The sequence below is a fragment of the Sphingobacterium spiritivorum ATCC 33861 genome (assembly GCF_000143765.1).
In the GTDB taxonomy this organism is placed as follows: domain Bacteria; phylum Bacteroidota; class Bacteroidia; order Sphingobacteriales; family Sphingobacteriaceae; genus Sphingobacterium; species Sphingobacterium spiritivorum.
This window is the reverse complement of sequence record NZ_GL379773.1, coordinates 203,197-224,952: the sequence shown is the minus strand read 5'-3', so window position 1 is coordinate 224,952 and position 21,756 is coordinate 203,197. Positions and strand designations below refer to the sequence as shown.

Sequence of the window (21,756 nt, the reverse complement as noted above, 5' to 3'; positions counted from 1 at the left end):
AATCAAACTAAACACATGTCACCTTTAATATTATTAACCTTTTTATTGGTTTATTTCGGACTTTTGCTCGGAGTAGCCTATTTTACATCCAGAAAATCATCTGACAACTCTACATTTTTTGTTGCTAACCGCAATTCTAAATGGTATATGGTTGCTTTTGGAATGATAGGTACAGCGCTGTCCGGAGTTACATTTATCTCTGTTCCGGGTGCAGTAGGTCATACTAACTTCAGCTACTTCCAGTTTGTCCTGGGTAATGCTGTAGGATTTGTGATGATTGCATATGTGTTGTTGCCCTTGTATTATCGTATGAATCTGACTTCCATTTACACCTATTTAGAAGAACGATTCGGGCATAAAAGCTATAAAAGCGGGGCAATGATATTTCTGATATCCAGAACTATAGGTTCGGCGTTCAGACTTTACCTGGTTGCTATCATTCTGCAGAAATTTATATTTGATTCGCTTCAGGTTCCATTCGCAGTAACGATTGCGATCTGTCTCATCCTGATCTGGATGTATACAAATAAAGGAGGTCTCAAGACTATTATTATCACTGATACATTGCAGACATTCTTCCTGTTGCTGGCAGTTGTACTATCCATTTATTTCATGGCAGATGGCCTTGGAATTTCAGTAGTAGAAGCATTTGAAAAAGTAAAAAACAGTTCATACTCTTCTATATTCGTATGGGAGGATCTGTTGGGCGATAAGAATCACTTCCTGAAGAATTTCATTGGGGGTATATTCGTTACCATCGCTATGACCGGACTGGATCAGGATCTGATGCAGAAGAATTTAAGTATGAGCACGATCGGCGAAGCACAGAAAAACATGTTGACTTTTACCAGCATATTTGTTGTTATCAATTTGTTTTTTCTCGCAGTAGGAGCCTTATTGTATATCTATGCTGCAGAAAATAATATCGACGTTTCCGCTTTGCGTACACCGGATTATTTATATCCCGAAATTGCACTGAATTATCTTTCTCTTGCTCCGGGTATTATCTTTATGATGGGGCTTACTGCTGCGACATTTGCAACAACAGATTCTGCTTTGACAGCGCTGACTACATCTTTCTGTGTGGATTTTCTAAACTTCAATAAAAAAGCAAATCCGAATGATCCGGCTTTAGTGCGCCAGCGCAACTGGGTACATGTTGGATTCTCCGTACTGATGCTTGTTGTTATCTTGATTTTCAGAATTCTCAACGATGATTCAGTTGTTACAGCAATTTTCGTAGCAGCGAGCTATACATATGGTCCTTTGTTAGGATTATTTGCTTTAGGTATTTTGACAAGATATCGTGTCAATGATAACTTGGTTCCACTTATTTGTGTGCTCTCTCCGGTTATATTATTCTTGATCAATTACTTTCTGATTGTACCGCATACAACTTACAGAATTGGTTACGAATTGATCGTGTATAACGGATTCCTGACTGCCCTGATGTTGATCATTACATCACCGGGTAAACAGCATGCTGATACCAAAGCTCTCTAATCTACCTATGAATACCATTTGATACTTGTGCGTGCAAAAAAAATGCGTTAAGTTTGAATTTAAACTTTTTTTTGCACGCATGTATCAATCTATAGAAGAAACCGTATCATTTATCAAAAAACGAATAGGAGACTTTGTTCCCGAATTCGGTATTATCTTGGGGACAGGATTGGGAAAACTGGTCGATGAAATTGACGTCGAGTTCCAACTCATGTACTCGAATATCCCTAACTTTCCAATCTCCACTGTAGAGTTTCATTCCGGAAAACTAATCTTCGGGACTTTAAACGGCCGCAAGGTCGTAGCTATGCAGGGAAGACTTCATTATTATGAAGGCTATAGTATGCGTGAAATTACTTTTCCAGTGCGCGTTATGAAAGTATTAGGCATACAAAAACTATTCGTGTCCAATGCTTCAGGGTCACTCAATCCGGAGATCAAAAAAGGGGATTTAGGAATTATAGATGATCATATCGATTTGTTACCGGATAATCCTTTGCGTGGAGGAAATGAAAATGTATTCGGCCCGCGTTTCCCTGATATGAGCAGACCCTATGATCCTACCATGACCAAACAGGCATTGGATATAGCTGACAAACTGGGTTTTAAAGCGCATAAAGTTGTGTATGTATCTACTCCGGGACCTAATCTTGAAACGCGTGCAGAATATCGCTATATGCGTATTATTGGAGGAGATATTGTCGGCATGAGTACCGTTCCAGAAGTTATCGTAGCAAATCATATGGGATTACCTGTGTTTGCGATTTCGGTAGTGACAGATGAAGGATTTCATGATGAACTTACACCCGTTTCACTTCAGGAGATTGTAGATGTGGCGGCAAGATCTGAACCCAAAATGACCGCGATTATGAAAGAATTAATTGCACTACAATAATTTTGTTTTTTAGCGTTATTTTTGAGGCAGGAAACAACAAAATAAATTTCGAAAGATTGTAGATGAGAATTTTACTCCGCGTTTTAGCATTAATATGCTGTGTCAGTTTGGGAATTGGGCAAGCGCACGCTCAAGAAGGGGAAGAGTGGAGTACTGCTCTGGACTCTGCACGTGCAAAAGAGGATAACAAAAAAGATTCGGTAGAGTTTACGGCAAGATATGTTCGCTATGCTACATTAGAGATGCTGAAGCAAGCAACATATACCGTACAGATTGATACCTCGCATCGAAATTTTCAGTACTTCAATAAGCAAAATTTACCATGGAATCCAAGTATAAACCTTGGGTCTTACGGACTTGCATCACGTGATCTTCTTTTCAATCCGAATAAAACCATAGGATTTCAGAGTGGATTTCATGCTATGGAGCGTTATTTACTGCGGCCCGACTCTATACAGTATTACAGAGCACGAGCCAGATATTCGGAGTTGTATGCTGTAGGATTTTTCTTTGATGATCAGGTTTTTAAAGCCAAAATTGCACAAAATATTACACCACATTGGAACATCGGGGCAGAATATCACGCCACGAATACAGATGGTTATTATAAAAACCAAAATTACAGTGATCGAAAAGCGGCTGTGTTCTCCTGGTATGAGTCTTCCAACCTGCGGTATAATATGCTCGTCAATGCTGTCTTCAATTCCTTAGATGCCACGGAGAATGGTTCGGTAGTGAATAATAATATCTTTCAGGATACGACAGGCCAGGCCAAGTATACTTATGAAACAAAGCTGAGTGGGCAGACAGCAAACAGGCCCTATAATAAATGGAAAGATAATTCATTTTTTCTTCGGCAGTCTTATTACATAGGTCGGCTGGATACGATTAATGCAGGGACGCCCGAAATGGAGATACATCCGACGAATGCTGTTTCTCACAACTCATCTATCCGCATGCAGAAATTTCTGTTTTTTAAGAACGAAGCCGATTCATACGATGCCTTCCCGGTAGGAGGAAGTGTACTTACACGAGATACGACTTCAATTACCAATATATCTAATGAATTTACGTATACATTCTATTTAAGACCGGGAGGAAAACTTAAAAATGAAGCGAAGCTGGATCTGGGATTTAAAAATGATCTGATCTGGTATTCTGGCTCAAAAGATACACTTGGTAGTGAGTTTTTTCAGAATAGCACCATTTGGGGTACAGTCGGGTATAAGTTTAGCGACAGGGTCAATTTTCAGGGAAGAGTTGATCAGATTATATTGGGGCGTAACTTTGGCGATTATCTGTATGAAGCAAAAGCGGATGTACTGTTAAGTGAAAATGCCGGAAAGATCAGTTTAGGTGCTTATAGTCAAAATAAGTCACCGGAGATGATATTTGACCGCTTAAACTATACATATCATAAATGGAACAACAACTTTGATAAAACAAAGACACAGAATCTGTCATTTGCCTATAAAAACAATAAAATAGGATTTACAGGTAAGGCAGAATACTTCCTGATCAGCAATTATCTCTATTTTAAGGAAATAGACAATCCAAGTAACAATGCAGAACTCGCAAGGCAAATTGAACCCGCACAATTTGGAAATCTGAATTTACTGAAAATATCTGTAGGGCAAAACTTTAAGTTTGGGAACTTCCATTTAAACAATTTGGTTGTGTATCAAAAATCCGATGCTGCTGGTATTTTAGCGATTCCTGAAATATACACATGGCATAGCTTTTATTACAACAATAAATTATATAAAGTGTTGGATTTTAATCTGGGAACGGATGTGAAATTCAATACACCATTTCGTACGCCGTCTTATTCGATCAATTCGGGACAGTTTTATAATGATAATGTGGGCATAGAGTTTTCTACTTACCCGATTGTCGATGTGTGGGCTACAGCTAACATAAAGAGGGTGAACTTATTTATCAGCTATAATTTCATCAATCAATTCGTTTACCCTAAAGGATATTATACCGTGAGAAGGTATCCGATGAACGAAGCAAATCTTCGGTTCGGTGTGAGTTGGAAATTCTATGATTAACCAGAAGAATTTATGTGGTTGTTTTTGAGTGAATTGTAATTTAATCAATAAAAATATATTACAAATTGTTTTGTAAATCGAAATAATCGCCTATATTTGCACACGCAATCAGGAAGAACGATTGTGTTTTTTGAGAAATCAAAAAACAACAGACATAATAAAATCTGTAAAAAATACAAGGAGAATTAGCTCAGCTGGTTCAGAGCATTCCGATACAAATCGGAAGAGTCACTGGTCAGCAAGGAGTAGGCGGTATAAAATCCGTTAAAAATACAAGGAGAATTAGCTCAGCTGGTTCAGAGCATTCCGATACAAATCGGAAGAGTCACTGGTCAGCAAGGAGTAGGCGGTTTAAAATCCGTTAAAAATATAAGGAGAATTAGCTCAGCTGGTTCAGAGCATCTGCCTTACAAGCAGAGGGTCACTGGTTCGAATCCAGTATTCTCCACACTAAAGTAAAAAGGAGGCTTAGCTCAGCTGGTTCAGAGCATCTGCCTTACAAGCAGAGGGTCACTGGTTCGAATCCAGTAGCCTCCACCAAAGCATCCTCGCGGATGCTTTTCTTGTTATTACCTGATTATGTATTTCCTATACATTCTATATTCAGTCCAAGCAGACCGTTATTATATTGGTGTGACGCATGATCCTGAAGGTCGTTTGCGTCGGCATAATTCGCATTATAAAAAGGGTTTTACCGGAAAATTCATGGATTGGTGTATTGTCTATCAGGAGTGTTATGAAACGAAGAATGAAGCATTAATTCGTGAACGCCAGCTTAAATCCTGGAAAAGCCGTTTAAAAATAGAGGAGCTTATTAACAAATCAGACTAGCTGGTTCAGATCATTCCGATAAAATCGGAAGGGTCACTGGTTCGAATCCAGTAGCCTCCACCAAAGCATCCGATAGGGTGCTTTTTTTGTTATCGCCTGATTATGTATTTCCTATACATCCTATATTCAGTCCAAGCAGACCGTTATTATATTGGTGTGACGCATGATCTTGAAGGTTGTTTGCGTAGGCATAATTCGCATTATAAAAAGGGTTTTACCGGAAAATTCATGGATTGGTGTATTGTCTATCAGGAGTGTTATGAAACGAAGAATGAAGCATTAATTCGTGAACGTCAGCTTAAATCCTGGAAAAGCCGTTTAAAAATAGAGGAACTTATTAACAAATCAGACGAGCTGGTTCAGATCATTCCGATAAAATCGGAAGGGTCACTGGTTCGAATTCCAGTAGCCTCCACCAAAGCATCCGCGAGGATGCTTTTTTTGTTATCACTTAATTATGTTTTGTATATTCCTCAGGTATCAGATAACACCTCTGATATCTTCACTTAGATATACTTTAATTATAAGGAGGTTCTTTTTGCTTTTCTCAGGATGAAGTGGCAAAGGCATTCTTCCCTTTTTATTGATTCTTATACTTCGAGGTAATGAATCGCGGTCGAATAGAAGCAATTTGTAGTTGCTGGAGCTATCTATAACAATTCCCGGTAGATTTTTTACATCCGCAATAGCAATCTTATCTTTGGTTTTGATATCAAAGAGATTGATTGCAATCGCTACTTTGTTCTTCCCAATTTCTTCGCTTTGAACATGTTTAATATTATACTTTCCCGATAGACCTAGCTTTACTGTTGTAGAGCAACTTACCATAGAAGATGTAAAAATGATGGCTATAAATGTTATTAATACTCCTGTGCGCATTTTTATTGATTCTAGTTTTTTAACCTTAAGTTAGTGATTGTTTTTAAATTACATAGTTAGTATCTCACTTCCAAAACCAGCTGATATCGATTTTCCGCAAACAGAAAAGGCATCCCTCGCGGATGCCTGATTACTAAAATAGAGGGGAAAGGAATTAGAATTTGTACCCTACAGATAAACCATAAGTTTCATTTCGGGCACCCAGATCTTTATTTCTTTTATTCAGGCCGTAATTGAATCTCAGGTCAAAGGTGAATTTTTCAACATCAGCACCAACATTTATTAATGCATCATAGGACAGCTGTTTGAAAGATGTGGTAGCAGTTGCCTTCACTTTTTTCAGATCATAGTTAAGTTGAGGTCCTGCAGATACGCGTAAGTTCAGATCATCTTTTTCAAGGACTTTATATCCCACCTGCAAAGGCAGATTTGCCTGATAGAATTTTGGTGTGTATACCTTGCTTTCGTAAGTATATTTTGCTTTAAACATGGAGAAATTCAGTTCCGGTTGAAAGTATAGTTTTTCAGTTGTGCGGGCAAATACTCCAATATGTACACCTATTTTTCCGGCTTCGTCTTTAATTGATTTATTTCCGTATGAAAAGCTGCTGTACTGTGCTCCGGCTTTGATGCCATATTCAACTTTTTGAGCATGTGCAGTTAGAGTCAATCCCAAAGTAAGTGCTAATAATGCAAATCCTGTTTTTAAGTTCTTGTTCATCTTTTTTGATTTTAGTAGATAATGAAATTTTTATTGTTGTTTAGGAATAAGACAGAGTAATTGCATTATACCCTTGTCGCATTTTAATTTTTTTTTATTTCCATCTCCGGTGTGACCATAACCAATAGGAAGGTGCCTTTATAATGCTGTCTTCCAGTTTCCGGGTATAGTTTTGAGTTATTTCACCTACGGAAGTCTGGCTTGCGGATTCACAGATCAGATCTAAACGAAGCGTCCAGTTATAATCACCTGTGGGAAAGAATTCCCCGTATACTACATATGCATTTAAAGTCTTTGCAATTTTTTCTGCTCCGCTAAAGGCATAGGTTTGCTGGTTCAGAAAAGTAACAGCATAGCCATTCTCAGGCCCGGGATATTGATCGGCAAGAAATACTGTGATATGTGGGGAATTCTTTTCCTTTAATAATGTTCTTAAGGCCTGTGAGGAAGGAAGAAGCCGCAGTCCTTCACGTGTTCTTGATTTTTGTGCAAGGCGATCAAAAAGATTGTTTTTTAAAGGTTTGTAAAGAGCCTGTACAGGTCTGCTTAAGAGGGCCGGCAGACGATTCAGCAGTTCCCAGTTGCCATAATGACCCATCAGAATAATAATATGTCTCTTTTCCCGGTAAGGCGTGTCCAGTAGCTGGGTATTTTGCACATGGAGTTTGGGCGAACGAAATATACCGGATAGTTGCTCAATCACAATTCGGCCAAGTATACAATAAAAATCATGTGCGTGATGTACAATTGTGGTATACGACATGTCGGGAAATGCTCTTGCGAAGTTTTGAATAACGACATTGTATCGGTAACGGAATATCCGACCAATCATAAATCCCATAATGCGGTACATGCTGTTCATATGCTGAAGGCTAAGATTCTTTTTATTGTTCTGTTTCTGCGCTTTCATGTATAGCATTTATAAGAATATAAAGCATCCATAGGAAAGAAATAAAAATTAATCCGCAGAGAATAAAAGAGTAGATGAGGAGGCCCATGTTTAACATTGTTTTTTAATAGTTTTGACAATTGGTTTGGCTTTTACCCTTAAAAAGATTAGAAAAGTAATTGTGAATACGGTATAAAGAAAAAAAGCAGAAAAGGATGAGGGTAAATGATTTTTGGGTTGTCTTAGCTATAAATTGAAGAATAAATAACGTATTTAAATTATTTCGATGTTAGCAGGTATTGAACATATTCCGCTTCAAAAGGAACACAAGTTTGAAATGATCTTCCGAGAACATTTCAAGGATCTCCATCGGTATGCATTTCGTTTCCTGGAGGATTCAGCCATTGCAGAAGAGGTGGTGCAGCAGGTATTTATGCGGCTTTGGGAGCGCGACTGGGAGACAGATATCCATACTTCATTAAAAGCCTATCTCTATCGGGCAGTGTATCATGAAAGTCTCAATACACTTAAGCGCGAGCAATTAAAAAGAAGGTACCAGGAATACCAGCTCTTGCATGAAAAAGATACAGAATATATGGATCAGGGAGATTCGGAGTTAAAGAAACAATTGCATCAGGCACTGTTACAGCTGCCGGAGAAAAGCAGAGCGGTGTTTGAAATGAGCAGGTTTCAGGATTTAAAGTATAAGGAGATTGCTGATCTGCTAAACTTATCCATTAAGACTGTAGAAGGCCATATGAGCAAGGCGCTACGTCATCTGCGTGTACATCTGGTAGATTATTTAACCTTTTTAATCATCTCTTTACTATTTGGGTTATGAAAGACGTGTTAGTGACAAAATATATTGTAGGAGATGCTTCTCCGGAGGAGGTTCTTGTCGTAGAACAATGGATCTCCAGTAATCATGAAAATGAAAAAGTATATCAACAAATGAAGAAAGCCTGGGAACTGAGCAAGCAAACAACTGTTCCGGAAGATATCGATATCGATCGGGTCTGGGCAGATTTTGTAAGGAGAAAGAATGAACGGGAGGAAACGCAGGTCAAATACGAAAAACCTTCACGTGTCTTTTCGGTTAAATGGATGATCGCAGCTGTCACCTTGTTGTGTTTGGGTATTTCTCTTTATTTCTTTGCAACGCAGTCCGCAGTAGATAAGCAATTACAATCTTTTGCGGATGTTCGAAGGGATCAGCTCCCTGACGGAAGTGTGGTCACATTAAATAAATATTCGGAGATAGCCTATTCTGAGTCCTGGTTAAGTAAAAACAGGTCGGTGAAACTTACATCCGGAGAAGTATTTTTTGAAGTGAAAAGAGATGAAAAGCATCCATTTGTAATCGATGCCGGCAAAACTAAAATTACTGTTCTGGGGACCAGTTTTCATGTAAGACGTGGTAATGGCGAAACAGAAGTAATTGTAGCCTCCGGCTCTGTAAGTGTACGCAGTGCAGATCAGGAGGTCATCTTAAAGCCGCTGCAATCTGTTCTGATAAACGATACGCTGAAAAATAGGCTTAGGGTAGATACCGTTCCCGATCAATTGTATCGCTACTATGTACATCAGGAGTTTGTATTTGAGAATACACCATTGCCACGAGTACTTGAAATACTAAATAAGGCTTACGATCAGCATCTGGTATTGAGCAATCCGAAGCACAGACAACTTTTGCTTACCGCAACATTTGAACAGCAGCCGCTATCTGAAATTATCAAAGTAATCCTGGAGACCTTTGATCTGAAAATTGAGAAAAAGGGGAATCAGTACCATATCAAATAAAATCATGTCTAAAAACTACCTAATATACTTGTCAAAAATGCTGTTTTGTTCACTTTTTGTTGCATTGTGTATGTGTACATACGCTGGTGCGCAGGAAAAATTAGCACAGCAGATCAGAATGCAGGCATTCAAAAATACATCAATACGTGAAATCTTTGAACAGATTAAATCATCCAATCAGATTCTTTTCTCTTATAACAGTCAGCTCATCAATCAGGACAGCATCGTCAATGTGCCGGCGTACAATGGTGTGCTGGTCGGTTATCTCGAAAATCTGTTGGGAGATCAGTTCAGTTTTAAAGAAACCATGTCTCACGTTATCATTGCCTATTCTCCTCAAAAGATGGATGTCGATGTTCATATCCCCGCTCAGATAAATAACAGGGTTATGATAACAGGCTATATAAAAGATATCCGTACCAATAAAGCTATTCAATATGCAAGTATCTATGATAAAAATGCATTTGTATCTACACTAACGGATAAAAACGGGTATTTCGAGCTTGATATCAAGAAGCCTGAACAGCTGATTGCTATATCAATGAGTAAAGAAAACTACAGAGATACATCCATTATTCTGTTGTTGCCCATAGAAGCTACCAAATTGGCAAAAAAAGGTAAGCTGGGGTACTATTCTGATTATAACAAAGAAAAGGGAATATTTACCACATATCTTGGGAACTTGTTTTCTAACTCTTCCCGCAGGCTTCAGAGTCTCAATCTGGGAGGTGTATTTGCATATAGCCCCTTTCAGGTGTCGATGACACCCGGACTGAGCACACATGGCTTTTTTGAATCTCAGGTTGTCAATAAGTTTTCTCTTAACGTATTGGGGGGCTATACTGCCGGAGTAGATGGCTTTGAGATTGGTGGGGCATTCAATATCAATCAATACAATATGCGTGGTACACAGATCGGAGGTCTTGTAAATGTCGTGGGTGGAAATGTGAAAGGGTTACAAATGGCAGGGGCAGGGAATGTAGTGGTTAACGACCTGTCAGGAGTACAGATTGGAGGACTATGGAATAAAGTAGATACCGTAAAGTCAGGATTGCAGCTTGCAGGTGCACTTAATATTGCCAATTCTTCACAGGGAAGCCAGATTGGCGGACTGGTCAATGTATCGCGATCAGAAGTGAAGAATCAATTGGCAGGAGCTGTCAATGTGGCCAAAAAAGTAAAAGGCGTGCAGATCGCCGGTTTGGTTAATATTGCGGATAGCAGTGACTATCCGATTGGTCTTTTTAACTTAATAAAAAACGGCTATAAAGAATTGTCTGTCAGTGCGGACGAAAGCAAGCTAGTAAGCCTTAATTTCAGGTCCGGAGGACGTATACTGTACAGTCTCATCAGTGCAGGGTATTATTGGGACAATCCGGATCTCAAGTATGCTTTAGAATTCGGAATAGGAGCAAATATGGTCCGTAATAAAAACTTCTCTCTGGCTGCTGAACTGATCAGCAGAACAAGCTATGATAAGGATTTCAAGAATGACTATTTAAGAGCGGGTCTGCGGGTAATCCCAAGATTTCATCTGTCAAAACATCTGGCTATATACGCCGCACCTTCTTTCCATTATTCAGAACATATAGTTCCTGATGCAGACAAAGAGCCGCTTAAATGGAAGTTTTTCGGTTCAGACAAAAAAGCTGATACCTTCCATGGAGGCGGTTCAGTGGGGCTTGTATTCAATTGGTAATCTGAACAATTAAGATCTACAGATCAGAGGTCATGATCGAGACCTCTGATCTGTTTAATAAATTTTATATCTCCCGTATTTTAATATTGCGGAATGCTACAGAGTCGGTATGATTCTGAAAAGCAATTTTGCCTTCAGTAGTCTTCGCGAAATCAGGATGTACCTTCAGATTACTTTGTTGCACTTTTGCTTTCCATGCAGGGCCACTCAGATCTTCTTCTGCAGTAAGTGCACCGTTCAGGTAAAAGCTCACTTTACCGTCTTTCTGAACAATTCTTGACGAATTCCACTCCCCGAAAGGTTTTGGTTTGGATTGATTACCAATACAGCTTACATCATAGATACAGCCCGCCCAGTGTGTGCTGTCTTTTTGATGCCGTGGCTCAGCATTTGCATTATCCAGAAGTTGCATTTCCACTCCGGTCGCAAATGTTGCGCTATACTTAGGGTCTTCCTGCACATTGATAAATACCCCGCTGTTACCCCCTTTGGCAATACTCCAGTCAAAAGCTAATTCAAAGTTTTTATAACTTTTATCCGTTGTAAGGTCTCCGAATATACCGTCCTTCTTATGAGGGGAGCAGGCCAGGACTCCGTTGTTTACGATCCATTTTGAATCTTTTGCTGCGCTATTAAAAATATGCCACCCTTCGGTATTCTCTCCGTTAAAAAGAAATTGCCATCCTGCCTTTTGTTCAGCATCAGTAAGGGATTTAGAAGTAGAGTTGGAATTTGAACAGCTTTGGAAGATAATAAACAGCAATGGAATAAAAAGGAGATGTTTGTTGATAAAGTACATATATATAATTGTTGGTTTTTGGTAAAGATATAAAAATTATAATTTCTTAATTGTCTGAAAATGATTAGTTAATATAGTTTTATCTTTTTTGTAAAAACCAATCTGCATATGAAGCGAGAAGTCGATTTAGTCATTCTGTCTGATGTCCACCTGGGTACATATGGATGCAGAGCTCAGGAGCTTTTGCAGTATCTGAGGTCTATAAAACCACGTAAACTTATCCTGAATGGTGATATCGTAGATATCTGGCAATTCAAAAAAAGCTACTTCCCAGATTCACATTTACTGGTTATCAAGTATATTTTTGAACTCGCTTGTCAGGATACCGAAGTCATTTATATCACAGGCAATCACGATGAGATGCTTCGCAAATTTGCAAATGTGCATTTCGGAAATATTCTCCTCACCAATAAAATAATTCTCAATCTTGGCGGCAAGCTGGCCTGGATCTTTCACGGAGATGTATTTGATGCATCCGTTCATCATGCCAAGTGGTTAGCAAAATTGGGCGGATGGGGATACGATAAGCTTATTCAGCTCAATAATCTGGTGAATTGGGTGCTGAGCAAAATGGGAAGAGAGAAATACTCATTTTCAAAAAAAATCAAAAACAGTGTCAAGAAAGCGGTGAAATATATCAATGATTTTGAGGAAACTGCTTCAGAGCTGGCCATAGAGCAAAATTACGATTATGTTATCTGCGGACATATCCATCAGCCACAGATCCGGACGGTCAAAACAAAGAAGGGAGAGACGATTTACCTCAATTCAGGAGACTGGGTCGAAAACCTCACCGCATTGGAATATCATGAAGGCGAATGGGAAATGTTTGTATATGAAAACAGTAAACACCTCTTGGGTAAATACCCGACCCCTGAAGTTTCATTTAAAACCTCTGTAGATCAGTTGTTGGAAAATATTCTGAAATCCAGGTAAGGGATTAGAATTGAATAATTTCGTGGATTTGTTCCTGTACAAATTTCACAGTTGTTGACTGAAACAACTGTTGGTCTTCATTCAGTTCAGACTGGATATGCGGGATATGAATTTTGAGGGGTAATACATGCATGCGGAGGTAGTTACATACTCCTGTAAAATGATCTACTCCTCTGATGTTGCCATATTTTCCACTGGACACACCGACCAAAGCCACTTTTTTGTTGAAAAAACTCACCGGGAAGGTACAGGCATCGATAAATACCTTGAGCACTCCGGGATAGCTGCCGTTGTATTCCGGGATAATAAAAATAAACTTTTTGGCGGCGGATACCTGCTCCTGAATAACGCTGAATGCTTCACTCCGGTTGTTGTAGAGGTCTGATACGATGATGTTTTCGGGAAGATCTCCTAAGGATAATAAACCCCATTCTTCTCCTTTTCGGCTAAGTTCCTGTTGATAATATGATGCCACCTTTAGGGAGTGACTACCCACTCTGTTTGTTCCCGATATAATTAAATTCATTGTCGTCTTGTTACTTACAAAAACCGCCCCGTGCAGGAGTTACGATATCATTGATTTTTTGTATCTTAGCGGTCTGTGGTTTAGTGGACTAAACTGCTATCAAAAGTACGAATTTAACATCATTTAAGCATTTTATTCATAAATCGTCAGTAAATTTGTCGTTTAAGCAGAACAAAAGCAGGTTTTTTGATGGTTTACTTGAATTAAGAAGCATATAACGTTTTAGATTATCATTCAATGGGTAAAATTATAGCTATCGCAAATCAAAAGGGAGGAGTAGGGAAAACCACTACTTCTATTAACCTGGCTGCGAGTTTGGCCGTGTTAGAATATAAAACACTTCTGGTCGATGCTGATCCTCAGGCAAATTCAACGTCTGGTATCGGTTTTGATCCAAGAGGGATCAAAGCAAGTGTATATGAGTGTCTGGTCAATGACCTGAGCGCCCGCGAAGCTATTCAGACCACCGAAACGCCAAATCTGGATCTGCTGCCTGCACATATTGATCTGGTCGGAGCTGAGATCGAGATGATCAATATGCACGAGCGTGAGTATAAGATGAAGAAAATTCTGGATGAAGTCAAAGATGATTACGATTTTATCATCATTGACTGCTCCCCTTCTTTAGGACTGATCACGATCAATGCCCTTACCGGTTCGGATTCGGTTATTATACCGGTACAATGTGAGTACTTTGCACTGGAAGGACTTGGTAAATTATTGAATACAATCAAGATCGTTCAAAACAGATTAAATACAAATCTGGAAATTGAAGGGATCTTACTCACCATGTATGATGTACGTCTTCGCCTGTCAAACCAGGTGGTAGAAGAAGTGCGTACACATTTCAATGACCTGGTATTTAGTACTATTATTCAACGTAATACGCGTTTGAGCGAAGCTCCGAGTTTTGGTATCTCCGTAATTATGCATGATGCTTCCTGTAAAGGAGCAATTAATTACCTGAACCTGGCGAGAGAGATTCTGGAAAAAAATGGAATGGTTAAAGAGGAAAAGCAAACGGTAACTGCATAATATGGCTGCACAACAACGTAAAACAGGGTTAGGTAAAGGACTGGGGGCATTGCTCCAGAATGAAAACATTGAAGTATCCAGATCATCGAGTGTATCGGAGTCTGATGTAATGGAAAAAGGAAAAACTTCCGGCAGCATTAACTTTATCAAAGTAGACGAAATCACGGTCAATCCTTTTCAGCCGCGTACAGATTTTGACGAGCAGGCGCTTCAGGAACTATCCGAATCTATACAGCTTCAGGGATTAATACAGCCTATTACCGTTCGTCAGGTAGGAGACAATGCTTATCAGCTGATCAGTGGAGAGCGTCGTCTGCGTGCTTCCAAACTGGCAGGTATTACCTCCATTCCGGCATATGTACGTACAGCCAATGACCAGCAGATGCTGGAAATGGCACTTATTGAAAATATTCAACGTGAAAACCTGAATGCCATCGAAGTGGCGCTGAGTTTTCAACGTATGATAGAAGAATGTAACCTTAAACAGGAAGAATTGGGGGATCGGGTGAGCAAAAACCGCTCTACAGTGACGAACTATCTGCGCCTGTTGAAATTGCCCCCTGTCATACAGGCGGCCATTCGTGACGGACAGCTTTCTATGGGACATGCCCGGGCACTCATCAATGTAGGAGAAGTGGATAAGCAGTTGTATATCTTTAAAGAAATCATTGAAAAGGGACTTTCCGTACGTAAAGCAGAGCAATTGGTACGTGAGGTACAACAAGCTGTTGCACGCAAGAAAGCTCCTTCAGATAAAAAAACGGCACTTACTTTTCAATTTCAAAAAATAGAAGATGACCTGGCAAGTAAATTTGCTTCAAGGGTAAAACTAAACGTTAAGTCATCTACAAAAGGAAAAGGAGCTATTGAAATTCCTTTTGAGTCAGAAGATGATCTGAGCCGGATCCTGGAGTTATTGGATTGGTAATTTATAGTATGATGATAAAGTACCTGTTCACTCTTTTTGTTCTGATTTCCACTACAGTAGCCTGTTTTGCCCAAAAAGCGGACACTGTAAAAACTATTCCCGCAAAGAATACAAAACCGGAAATAGAAAAAGTCGTGACTCAGGATACAATAAAAAAAGAAGAATCCCGAAAAGAACGAAGAAAAAGAGAAAAGGCAGAGAAAGAAGCGAAAGAAAAGTCGGAAGAAGTCTTTAAAGACTCTGCCCGCCTGGCAATAGAGCACAAGTCCAAAGTAGCCTGGAAAAGATCTCTTATCCTTCCCGGATGGGGACAACATTACAACGGAGGACTATGGTGGATCAAAGTTCCTGTAATATACGGAGGTTTTGTGTCTACAGGTCTAATTATAGAATTTAACCAACGCTATTACAGCCAGGTACTTAAAGAGCTTGATTTTCGTATTTCCACAGGAGATACAGAACGAAAAGATCCTGAACTAAGAGGCATGTCCACCACAGGGCTGATACAGGCCAAAGACAATTTCAGAAGAAACCGTGATTTGGCTATATTAGGGACGCTGGGTTGGTACGGATTAAACATTGTAGAAGCCTATGTCGATTCTATGCTCAAGAACCGATGGAATATAGGAGATGCCAAAAATGTAAATATCCGATTTTCTCCTACAATCATATCTAATAACAGTTATGCTTTCCAAAGCGGACCAATTCGTCCGTCTGTTGGTCTAAAAATGACTATGCAATTCAAATAATACACGCAAACCTCTTTATAAATCCATTTAAGTCATTAAATTAGCGTGGTAAATATTTTGACTTGAAGAAAAAATCCTGATAATACGAAATATACCTGAGCCACAGACCGTACTAACGGAAGTGGATATTATTCAGATATTCCATATTGCAGTTAAAAAACAAATTATATCCATATGAAAATAGTCCTTTTAGGATACGGCAAAATGGGCCAGCTCATCGAGAAATTCGCACAAAAGCGAGGTCATGAGGTGATACTTGTTGTTGACCAGCATAATAGAGAAACATTGACCGCTCAAGATATACAGGATGCCGATGTCGCCATCGATTTCAGTGTGCCATCAGGAGCTCTGGAAAATATCAGTCTCTGTTTTGAAGCATCTGTACCACTCGTTGTGGGCACGACCGGATGGTACGATCATCTGGATGAGGTAAAAGATATTTGTCTGGAGACAGATCAGTCCTTATTATACGGTTCTAATTTCAGTATTGGAGTAAATATTTTCTTCCATATCAATAAAATGCTGGCAAAGGCCATTCAACCTTATCATCAATATGATGTGCAGGTAGAAGAAATTCACCATGTACATAAGCTGGATGCACCTAGCGGGACAGCTATTACTATTGCAGAAGGTATTTTGAATAATAGTGATATCAAACAGCAATGGGTAAATGAACTGGTAGATGACGGAGACGGTATCATTCCTAAACCTAATGAATTGCTGATCGAAAGTCTGCGTATTGAAGAAGTTCCGGGTACACATACCGTACTCTATAGTTCTGAAGTAGATCAGATCGAATTTAAGCACATTGCACATAATCGGGAAGGTTTTGCGCTTGGAGCTGTTATTGCAGCAGAGTGGCTTCAAGGTAAAAAAGGGTTCTATCAGGTAACCGAAATGTTTGACTTTAATAAGTAAATCATATGATCAGTATTATTGTATTTATAGTATTAACTATTGTTGCATTATTCGGACTTTGGCAGCTCTTTGTCAAAGCAGGAAAACAAGGATGGGAATCCATCGTACCTTTTTATCGGGAATATGTATTCGCACAATTAACGGGAAAGCCAACATGGCAGGTGTTTCTATTGCTGATCCCGATCGTTAATATCTTTATTTTCTACGGTCTGTATCTGGACTTTATCAAATCCTTCGGTAAATTTAGATTTTGGGAACATGCTGCGGCAATATTAGTTCCTTTTATCGTATTGCCTATGTGGGCCAAAGATCCGAAGGTAAAATATCTGGGATTGTCTGCTACAGAAGAATTCAAAAAGAAATATCCGTACAAGAAATCTGTTGGAAGAGAATGGGCAGATGCGATTGTCTTTGCTATCGTTGCCGCTTATTTTATCCGGAGCTTTGTGATAGAATTATATTTCATCCCGTCCGGATCAATGGAAAAAAGTTTAATGACCGGAGATTGTATCGTTGTTAGTAAATTTCACTACGGCGTTCGTCTTCCTATTACACCTATTGCATTTCCTTTGGCACATCATACCATGCCGCTTTTAGGGACAAAAGCCTATTCGACTATAATCCAATGGCCGTACCGCCGATTACCTGGATTACAGGAGATCAAACGGAATGATATATTTGTATTCAATCTTCCTGAAGAAGCTGATCCGCCATTAAGCCGGCCTATCGACAAACGGGAAAACCTGATCAAACGTTGTGTAGGACTTCCGGGTGATATTATCACACTTAAGGAGTCTGTACTATTCGTCAATAATAAACCCGGCTTTGATCCGCCGGAAGGAATGATGGACTATTTTGTTTTTACGGACGGAACAGGATTGAATCCTGATCGTATGTTGGAAAAACGTATCGAGTTTTATTCCGCAGGTCAGGAGCCCTATCAGGTGTTTTTGACTAAAGCAGAATTGGCCGATATGAAGACCTGGCCGAATATCAAGCAGATCATTCCTAATATTGCCAAACCTACCGATATAGATCAGGGAGAGGGTATATTTCCGCATAATCCCAAGTACCATTGGAATGTAGATAACTTCGGACCGTTGCAAATCCCTAAAAAAGGATGGACAGTGCAGCTTGATAGCATGACTATGCCACTTTATGAGCGTGCAATCCGTGTATATGAAGGAAATGAAGTGGAGACTAAAGCGGACGGTATTTATATCAATGGAGCCAAAGTAACAAGCTATACCTTCAAAATGAATTATTACTGGATGATGGGTGATAACCGCCACAACTCCAGAGATGCCCGCGTATGGGGATTAGTTCCTGAGGATCATATCGTAGGAAAACCTCTTTTTGTATTATACAGCAAAGATAAAGATGGCTCAGGATTCTCAAGTTTCAGATGGAATAGAGTATTTAAAAGCATAAACGATTAAAGAAGCGAAGGACACAACTTCATGTGGTATATTATATTTGGAATAACAGCTCTCCTGTCAATATATGGGATATGGAGATTGTTTGAAAAGGCAGGAGAACAAGGGTGGAAGGCTATTATTCCATTGTACAGAGAATATGTGATGGCGCAACGTACCGCCAGACCGACATGGACGGTTTTGCTTCTCCTTGTACCTATTGTTAATGTCTTCGTGTTCTACGGAATATGGTTCGACTTTATCAAATCTTTCGGTAAGAGGCGGTTTTGGGAGCATGCAGCGGTTGTATTAGTTCCTTTTATCATTCTGCCGGTGTGGGGACACGATGACCAGGTAAAATATCTCGGGGCATATAATACAGCTGAGTTTAAGAAACGATATCCCTATACCAAATCCTTCGCAAGAGAATGGGCAGATGCTATTGTATTTGCTGTTATTGCGGCATCATTGATCCGGGGATTTTTGATTGAAGCCTATATGATTCCTACCGGGTCAATGGAAAGGAGTCTGTTAGTTGGCGATTTTTTATTTGTAAGCAAGTTGAATTACGGGCCCCGTATTCCTATTACTCCTTTGGCTTTTCCCTTTGCACACCATACCATGCCGGTAACCGGTGGCAAAGCTTATTCCGAATGGATTCAGGTTCCTTATAAACGACTCCCCGGGTTTCAGGATATCAAGCGCAACGATGTAGTTGTTTTTAATTATCCAATGGAAGCAGATGCCCCCTATAACCGGCCAATAGATAAAAGAGAAAATTATATTAAACGATTGGTCGGAATGCCCGGAGATAAGGTAGCAATGAAAAACAAGAGATTGTTGATTAATGGAGAGCCGGCTTTCACGAATGAAGATATGCAGCACGGATATCTCGTCTTTACAGACGGATCAGGTCTGGATCAAAAGCAATTGATTCGTAAACGGTATGAGGCTACCGACAGTTTTACAGAACCCTATCTTCTGCATATTACCCCGGAAGAATCAGAAGATGTTAAGAAATGGGCGCACGTGGAACAGGTTATTTCGTTTCAGAATCAGAACTCAGCATTTCCGCATATCGATAAATGGGACTGGACATTTGATAACTTTGGACCCGTTGTCGTGCCGTCAAAAGGCTGGACGGTTCAGCTTGACAGCATGACTATGCCCCTTTATGAGCGTGCTATCCGGGTGTATGAAGGAAATACACTGGAAGAAAAAAAGGACGGTTTTTATATCAATGGAGCTAGAGCAACAAGCTATACTTTCCAAATGAATTATTATTGGATGATGGGCGATAACCGCGACAACTCTGAAGACTCCAGAGGATGGGGATTTGTACCGGAAGACCACATTGTAGGCAAAGCCCTATTTGTATGGCTGAGCTGGGATAAGGACGGTAGTTTTCTTTCAAAAATACGATGGAACAGAATATTTAAAGGAATAAAATAAATATCCTTAGGAATACTAAAAATCCTTCCCGGAATGTTACTCAGGGGAGGATTTTTTTTGGTATTATAAAGTCCAATTTCTTCCGTTGGTAAACTCTACTTTAGAGCGGCTAAATATCGCTTTATAGTTTCCTCTAACCCCAGATATAGTGCATCTGCTATCAGGGCATGTCCAATGCTTACTTCCAGTAAACCGGGGATATGCTGATTAAAATAAGTCAGATTATTCAGATCCAGATCGTGACCTGCATTGATGCCCAGTCCTACTTCGTTTGCTTTTTGAGCAGCCTTAAAATAGGGTTGTATTGCCGCTTCGCGTTCGTCCAGAAATGCAGTTGCATACGCTTCAGTATATAACTCAATACGGTCAGTACCCGTTTCGGCAGCGGCTTCTACCATTTCAGGATCGGGATCTACAAATATAGATACCCGGATACCATGGTCTTTAAAAAGCGTACACATTTCCTTTAAATAAGCCTGATGCTTAATGGTGTCCCAACCATGATTGGACGTAATCTGTCCTTCTTCGTCCGGAACAAGAGTCACCTGAGCCGGCTTATTGGCCAATACAAGATCAACAAATTTTTGTTCCCTGCAATTGCCTTCAATATTAAATTCTGTCGTAATATTTTCTTTCAGATCATATACATCTGTGTAGCGGATATGGCGTTCGTCTGGTCGGGGATGTACGGTGATGCCCTGAGCGCCAAACCGTTCACAGGCTAAAGCAGCAGCTAATACGCTTGGGTTATTGCCTCCTCTGGAATTACGAAGAGTGGCGATCTTATTGATATTTACAGATAATCTAGTCATAATGAGATGTAATTAGAGTATGCGTATACAAACATAAATATAAAGAGAGACTTCCGTGCGTTTTTGTCAATTATTAACACACATCTTTAGTCGATTTTTTTTAACTTGCGGATATATCAATTTTAAATGGATTCGAGTTTCTTAAGTGGTTTCAGGCTGTTAGATATTGTGGACATCTTGCTGGTGGCCATTATTATTTATTATGTCTACAGCCTGATAAGAGGCACCATTGCCGTCAACATTCTCATAGGCGTAGCGCTGTTTTACGGTATATATCTTATTGTCAAGCAGATGGAGATGCGTTTGCTGACAGAAATCTTTGGCGGGTTTATTTCAGTGGGATCCATTGCACTGATTGTCGTATTTCAACAGGAAATCAGGCGTTTTTTGCTTCATGTAGGTAAGAATATATCCATGAAACGGAAAAAATACCTGTGGTCATTCCTGGGGAACAAAAAAGCTGTCGCCAGTGAGAACACCGAATTTCTGAGACCGATTATCGACGCATGTCGCAGTATGTCGAAATCCCGCACCGGAGCTTTACTGGTTTTCGCCAAATATTTTGATGAAGAATACTATCAGAGTAGCGGAGAGCTTATTGATGCACATATCTCCAAGCGATTGATTGAAAGTATATTTAATAAACTAAGTCCTTTACATGATGGGGCGGTGGTGATTGTAGACAACAAAATTATGTCTGCAAGTTGTGTATTACCGCTTTCTGATAGTGAGGATCTGCCTTTGCAATTTGGATTGCGTCACCGGGCAGCGATCGGAGTGACGGAGATCAGTGATGCCATAGCTGTTGTCGTGTCAGAAGAGACGGGTGAAATCTCTTTTGCCAAGGACGGGAATGTGAATATGAATATTACACACGAAGAGCTGGAAGAGCTTCTGAAAGCGGAATTATAACCT

22 protein-coding genes and 2 tRNA genes are annotated in these 21,756 nt (G+C 39.7%); 18 read left to right on the top strand and 6 right to left on the bottom strand.

Going from position 1 to position 21,756, the window contains the following annotated elements; all coding sequences use genetic code 11:
* Nucleotides 1-15: 15 nt before the first annotated feature.
* The 7 genes from HMPREF0766_RS17205 (at nucleotide 16) to HMPREF0766_RS22175 (ending at nucleotide 5,793) form a co-directional block, all read left to right on the top strand.
* A complete protein-coding gene (locus HMPREF0766_RS17205) occupies nucleotides 16-1,503 on the top strand; it encodes a sodium:solute symporter (protein WP_003000027.1) in 1,488 nt (495 codons plus the stop codon).
* Nucleotides 1,504-1,582: 79 nt separating this feature from the next.
* Entirely contained in the window at nucleotides 1,583-2,398 is an 816-nt protein-coding gene (locus HMPREF0766_RS17200) for a purine-nucleoside phosphorylase (RefSeq protein ID WP_172462544.1), read from the top strand.
* Nucleotides 2,399-2,460: 62 nt separating this feature from the next.
* The gene (locus HMPREF0766_RS17195; protein WP_003000022.1) at nucleotides 2,461-4,452 is read left to right on the top strand and encodes a putative porin; all 1,992 of its coding nucleotides are present in this window, start codon (nucleotides 2,461-2,463) and stop codon (nucleotides 4,450-4,452) included.
* A 373-nt stretch (nucleotides 4,453-4,825) separates the two neighbouring features.
* Nucleotides 4,826-4,900 (top strand) — tRNA-Val (locus tag HMPREF0766_RS17190).
* A 14-nt stretch (nucleotides 4,901-4,914) separates the two neighbouring features.
* Nucleotides 4,915-4,992: transfer RNA gene (locus HMPREF0766_RS17185), tRNA-Val, on the top strand.
* A 39-nt stretch (nucleotides 4,993-5,031) separates the two neighbouring features.
* Entirely contained in the window at nucleotides 5,032-5,283 is a 252-nt protein-coding gene (locus HMPREF0766_RS22180; protein WP_081454866.1) for a GIY-YIG nuclease family protein, read from the top strand.
* A 102-nt stretch (nucleotides 5,284-5,385) separates the two neighbouring features.
* Nucleotides 5,386-5,793 carry a GIY-YIG nuclease family protein gene (locus tag HMPREF0766_RS22175; RefSeq protein ID WP_081454864.1) on the top strand — a complete coding sequence of 136 codons (408 nt, stop codon included), beginning with the start codon at nucleotides 5,386-5,388 and terminating at the stop codon, nucleotides 5,791-5,793.
* Here the strand turns inward: HMPREF0766_RS22175 and HMPREF0766_RS17170 are convergent.
* The 3 genes from HMPREF0766_RS17170 to HMPREF0766_RS17160 form a co-directional block, all read right to left on the bottom strand.
* Nucleotides 5,764-6,162, bottom strand: coding sequence for a hypothetical protein (locus tag HMPREF0766_RS17170; RefSeq protein ID WP_003000019.1), 399 nt, complete (start codon nucleotides 6,160-6,162; stop codon nucleotides 5,764-5,766). The genes HMPREF0766_RS22175 and HMPREF0766_RS17170 overlap by 30 nt on opposite strands.
* Before the next feature lie 154 nt (nucleotides 6,163-6,316).
* Nucleotides 6,317-6,883, bottom strand: a complete 567-nt coding sequence (locus HMPREF0766_RS17165) for a porin family protein (RefSeq protein ID WP_003000016.1) — start codon at nucleotides 6,881-6,883, stop codon at nucleotides 6,317-6,319.
* A gap of 94 nt (nucleotides 6,884-6,977) precedes the next feature.
* A complete protein-coding gene (locus HMPREF0766_RS17160) occupies nucleotides 6,978-7,793 on the bottom strand; it encodes a lysophospholipid acyltransferase family protein (RefSeq protein WP_236590603.1) in 816 nt (271 codons plus the stop codon).
* Nucleotides 7,794-8,058: 265 nt separating this feature from the next.
* On the opposite strand from HMPREF0766_RS17160, the gene HMPREF0766_RS17155 reads away from it, so the two are divergent.
* The 3 genes from HMPREF0766_RS17155 (at nucleotide 8,059) to HMPREF0766_RS17145 (ending at nucleotide 11,271) form a co-directional block, all read left to right on the top strand.
* Nucleotides 8,059-8,613, top strand: a complete 555-nt coding sequence (locus HMPREF0766_RS17155) for an RNA polymerase sigma-70 factor (protein WP_003000010.1) — start codon at nucleotides 8,059-8,061, stop codon at nucleotides 8,611-8,613.
* Nucleotides 8,610-9,572, top strand: a complete 963-nt coding sequence (locus HMPREF0766_RS17150) for a FecR family protein (protein ID WP_003000007.1) — start codon at nucleotides 8,610-8,612, stop codon at nucleotides 9,570-9,572. The genes HMPREF0766_RS17155 and HMPREF0766_RS17150 overlap by 4 nt, the downstream gene beginning before the upstream one ends.
* 70 nt (nucleotides 9,573-9,642) lie before the next feature.
* The gene (locus HMPREF0766_RS17145; RefSeq protein WP_003000005.1) at nucleotides 9,643-11,271 is read left to right on the top strand and encodes a peptidase associated/transthyretin-like domain-containing protein; all 1,629 of its coding nucleotides are present in this window, start codon (nucleotides 9,643-9,645) and stop codon (nucleotides 11,269-11,271) included.
* Between the two features lie 64 nt (nucleotides 11,272-11,335).
* Here the strand turns inward: HMPREF0766_RS17145 and HMPREF0766_RS17140 are convergent, their stop codons facing one another.
* A complete protein-coding gene (locus HMPREF0766_RS17140) occupies nucleotides 11,336-12,070 on the bottom strand; it encodes a 3-keto-disaccharide hydrolase (RefSeq protein WP_003000003.1) in 735 nt (244 codons plus the stop codon).
* A 108-nt stretch (nucleotides 12,071-12,178) separates the two neighbouring features.
* On the opposite strand from HMPREF0766_RS17140, the gene HMPREF0766_RS17135 reads away from it, so the two are divergent.
* Nucleotides 12,179-13,006, top strand: a complete 828-nt coding sequence (locus HMPREF0766_RS17135) for a UDP-2,3-diacylglucosamine diphosphatase (protein WP_003000002.1) — start codon at nucleotides 12,179-12,181, stop codon at nucleotides 13,004-13,006.
* A gap of 4 nt (nucleotides 13,007-13,010) precedes the next feature.
* Here the strand turns inward: HMPREF0766_RS17135 and HMPREF0766_RS17130 are convergent, their stop codons facing one another.
* Nucleotides 13,011-13,532: an NADPH-dependent FMN reductase gene (locus tag HMPREF0766_RS17130; protein WP_002999999.1), complete on the bottom strand. Its 522-nt coding sequence runs from the start codon at nucleotides 13,530-13,532 to the stop codon at nucleotides 13,011-13,013.
* 237 nt (nucleotides 13,533-13,769) lie between these two features.
* Between HMPREF0766_RS17130 and HMPREF0766_RS17125 the strand changes: the two genes are divergently transcribed.
* The 6 genes from HMPREF0766_RS17125 to lepB (HMPREF0766_RS17100) all read left to right on the top strand — a co-directional run bounded on the left by HMPREF0766_RS17125 (nucleotide 13,770) and on the right by lepB (HMPREF0766_RS17100) (nucleotide 20,029).
* A complete protein-coding gene (locus HMPREF0766_RS17125; RefSeq protein WP_002999997.1) occupies nucleotides 13,770-14,567 on the top strand; it encodes a ParA family protein in 798 nt (265 codons plus the stop codon).
* A 1-nt stretch (nucleotide 14,568) separates the two neighbouring features.
* Nucleotides 14,569-15,495, top strand: a complete 927-nt coding sequence (locus HMPREF0766_RS17120; RefSeq protein ID WP_002999994.1) for a ParB/RepB/Spo0J family partition protein — start codon at nucleotides 14,569-14,571, stop codon at nucleotides 15,493-15,495.
* Between the two features lie 8 nt (nucleotides 15,496-15,503).
* Nucleotides 15,504-16,244, top strand: a complete 741-nt coding sequence (locus HMPREF0766_RS17115; protein WP_002999991.1) for a DUF5683 domain-containing protein — start codon at nucleotides 15,504-15,506, stop codon at nucleotides 16,242-16,244.
* A 174-nt stretch (nucleotides 16,245-16,418) separates the two neighbouring features.
* The gene (gene dapB, locus HMPREF0766_RS17110) at nucleotides 16,419-17,162 is read left to right on the top strand and encodes a 4-hydroxy-tetrahydrodipicolinate reductase (protein ID WP_002999988.1); all 744 of its coding nucleotides are present in this window, start codon (nucleotides 16,419-16,421) and stop codon (nucleotides 17,160-17,162) included.
* Nucleotides 17,163-17,167: 5 nt separating this feature from the next.
* Nucleotides 17,168-18,601: a signal peptidase I gene (lepB, locus tag HMPREF0766_RS17105; RefSeq protein ID WP_002999985.1), complete on the top strand. Its 1,434-nt coding sequence runs from the start codon at nucleotides 17,168-17,170 to the stop codon at nucleotides 18,599-18,601.
* A gap of 21 nt (nucleotides 18,602-18,622) precedes the next feature.
* Nucleotides 18,623-20,029 (top strand): signal peptidase I, encoded by a 1,407-nt coding sequence (gene lepB, locus HMPREF0766_RS17100; RefSeq protein ID WP_002999982.1) that lies wholly within the window; start codon nucleotides 18,623-18,625, stop codon nucleotides 20,027-20,029.
* 95 nt (nucleotides 20,030-20,124) lie between these two features.
* Here the strand turns inward: lepB (HMPREF0766_RS17100) and HMPREF0766_RS17095 are convergent, their stop codons facing one another.
* A complete protein-coding gene (locus HMPREF0766_RS17095) occupies nucleotides 20,125-20,841 on the bottom strand; it encodes a pyridoxine 5'-phosphate synthase (RefSeq protein ID WP_002999978.1) in 717 nt (238 codons plus the stop codon).
* A 126-nt stretch (nucleotides 20,842-20,967) separates the two neighbouring features.
* Here HMPREF0766_RS17095 and cdaA point away from each other — a divergent pair, with 126 nt between their 5' ends.
* Nucleotides 20,968-21,753: a diadenylate cyclase CdaA gene (gene cdaA, locus HMPREF0766_RS17090; RefSeq protein ID WP_002999975.1), complete on the top strand. Its 786-nt coding sequence runs from the start codon at nucleotides 20,968-20,970 to the stop codon at nucleotides 21,751-21,753.
* Nucleotides 21,754-21,756: the final 3 nt, after the last annotated feature.

Coding starts and splice junctions, on each gene's coding strand:
- HMPREF0766_RS17120 (WP_002999994.1), top strand. CDS start 14,569: ATGGCTGCACAACAACGTAAAACAGGGTTAGGTAAAGGACTGGGGGCA.
- HMPREF0766_RS17155 (WP_003000010.1), top strand. CDS start 8,059: ATGTTAGCAGGTATTGAACATATTCCGCTTCAAAAGGAACACAAGTTT.
- dapB (WP_002999988.1), top strand. CDS start 16,419: ATGAAAATAGTCCTTTTAGGATACGGCAAAATGGGCCAGCTCATCGAG.
- HMPREF0766_RS17150 (WP_003000007.1), top strand. CDS start 8,610: ATGAAAGACGTGTTAGTGACAAAATATATTGTAGGAGATGCTTCTCCG.
- HMPREF0766_RS17130 (WP_002999999.1), bottom strand. CDS start 13,532: ATGAATTTAATTATATCGGGAACAAACAGAGTGGGTAGTCACTCCCTA.
- HMPREF0766_RS22175 (WP_081454864.1), top strand. CDS start 5,386: ATGTATTTCCTATACATCCTATATTCAGTCCAAGCAGACCGTTATTAT.
- lepB (WP_002999982.1), top strand. CDS start 18,623: ATGTGGTATATTATATTTGGAATAACAGCTCTCCTGTCAATATATGGG.
- HMPREF0766_RS17145 (WP_003000005.1), top strand. CDS start 9,643: ATGTGTACATACGCTGGTGCGCAGGAAAAATTAGCACAGCAGATCAGA.
- HMPREF0766_RS17140 (WP_003000003.1), bottom strand. CDS start 12,070: ATGTACTTTATCAACAAACATCTCCTTTTTATTCCATTGCTGTTTATT.
- HMPREF0766_RS17200 (WP_172462544.1), top strand. CDS start 1,583: ATGTATCAATCTATAGAAGAAACCGTATCATTTATCAAAAAACGAATA.
- HMPREF0766_RS17205 (WP_003000027.1), top strand. CDS start 16: ATGTCACCTTTAATATTATTAACCTTTTTATTGGTTTATTTCGGACTT.
- HMPREF0766_RS17095 (WP_002999978.1), bottom strand. CDS start 20,841: ATGACTAGATTATCTGTAAATATCAATAAGATCGCCACTCTTCGTAAT.
- HMPREF0766_RS17170 (WP_003000019.1), bottom strand. CDS start 6,162: ATGCGCACAGGAGTATTAATAACATTTATAGCCATCATTTTTACATCT.
- HMPREF0766_RS17195 (WP_003000022.1), top strand. CDS start 2,461: ATGAGAATTTTACTCCGCGTTTTAGCATTAATATGCTGTGTCAGTTTG.
- HMPREF0766_RS22180 (WP_081454866.1), top strand. CDS start 5,032: ATGTATTTCCTATACATTCTATATTCAGTCCAAGCAGACCGTTATTAT.
- HMPREF0766_RS17135 (WP_003000002.1), top strand. CDS start 12,179: ATGAAGCGAGAAGTCGATTTAGTCATTCTGTCTGATGTCCACCTGGGT.
- HMPREF0766_RS17160 (WP_236590603.1), bottom strand. CDS start 7,793: ATGAAAGCGCAGAAACAGAACAATAAAAAGAATCTTAGCCTTCAGCAT.
- HMPREF0766_RS17165 (WP_003000016.1), bottom strand. CDS start 6,883: ATGAACAAGAACTTAAAAACAGGATTTGCATTATTAGCACTTACTTTG.
- cdaA (WP_002999975.1), top strand. CDS start 20,968: ATGGATTCGAGTTTCTTAAGTGGTTTCAGGCTGTTAGATATTGTGGAC.
- HMPREF0766_RS17125 (WP_002999997.1), top strand. CDS start 13,770: ATGGGTAAAATTATAGCTATCGCAAATCAAAAGGGAGGAGTAGGGAAA.
- lepB (WP_002999985.1), top strand. CDS start 17,168: ATGATCAGTATTATTGTATTTATAGTATTAACTATTGTTGCATTATTC.
- HMPREF0766_RS17115 (WP_002999991.1), top strand. CDS start 15,504: ATGATGATAAAGTACCTGTTCACTCTTTTTGTTCTGATTTCCACTACA.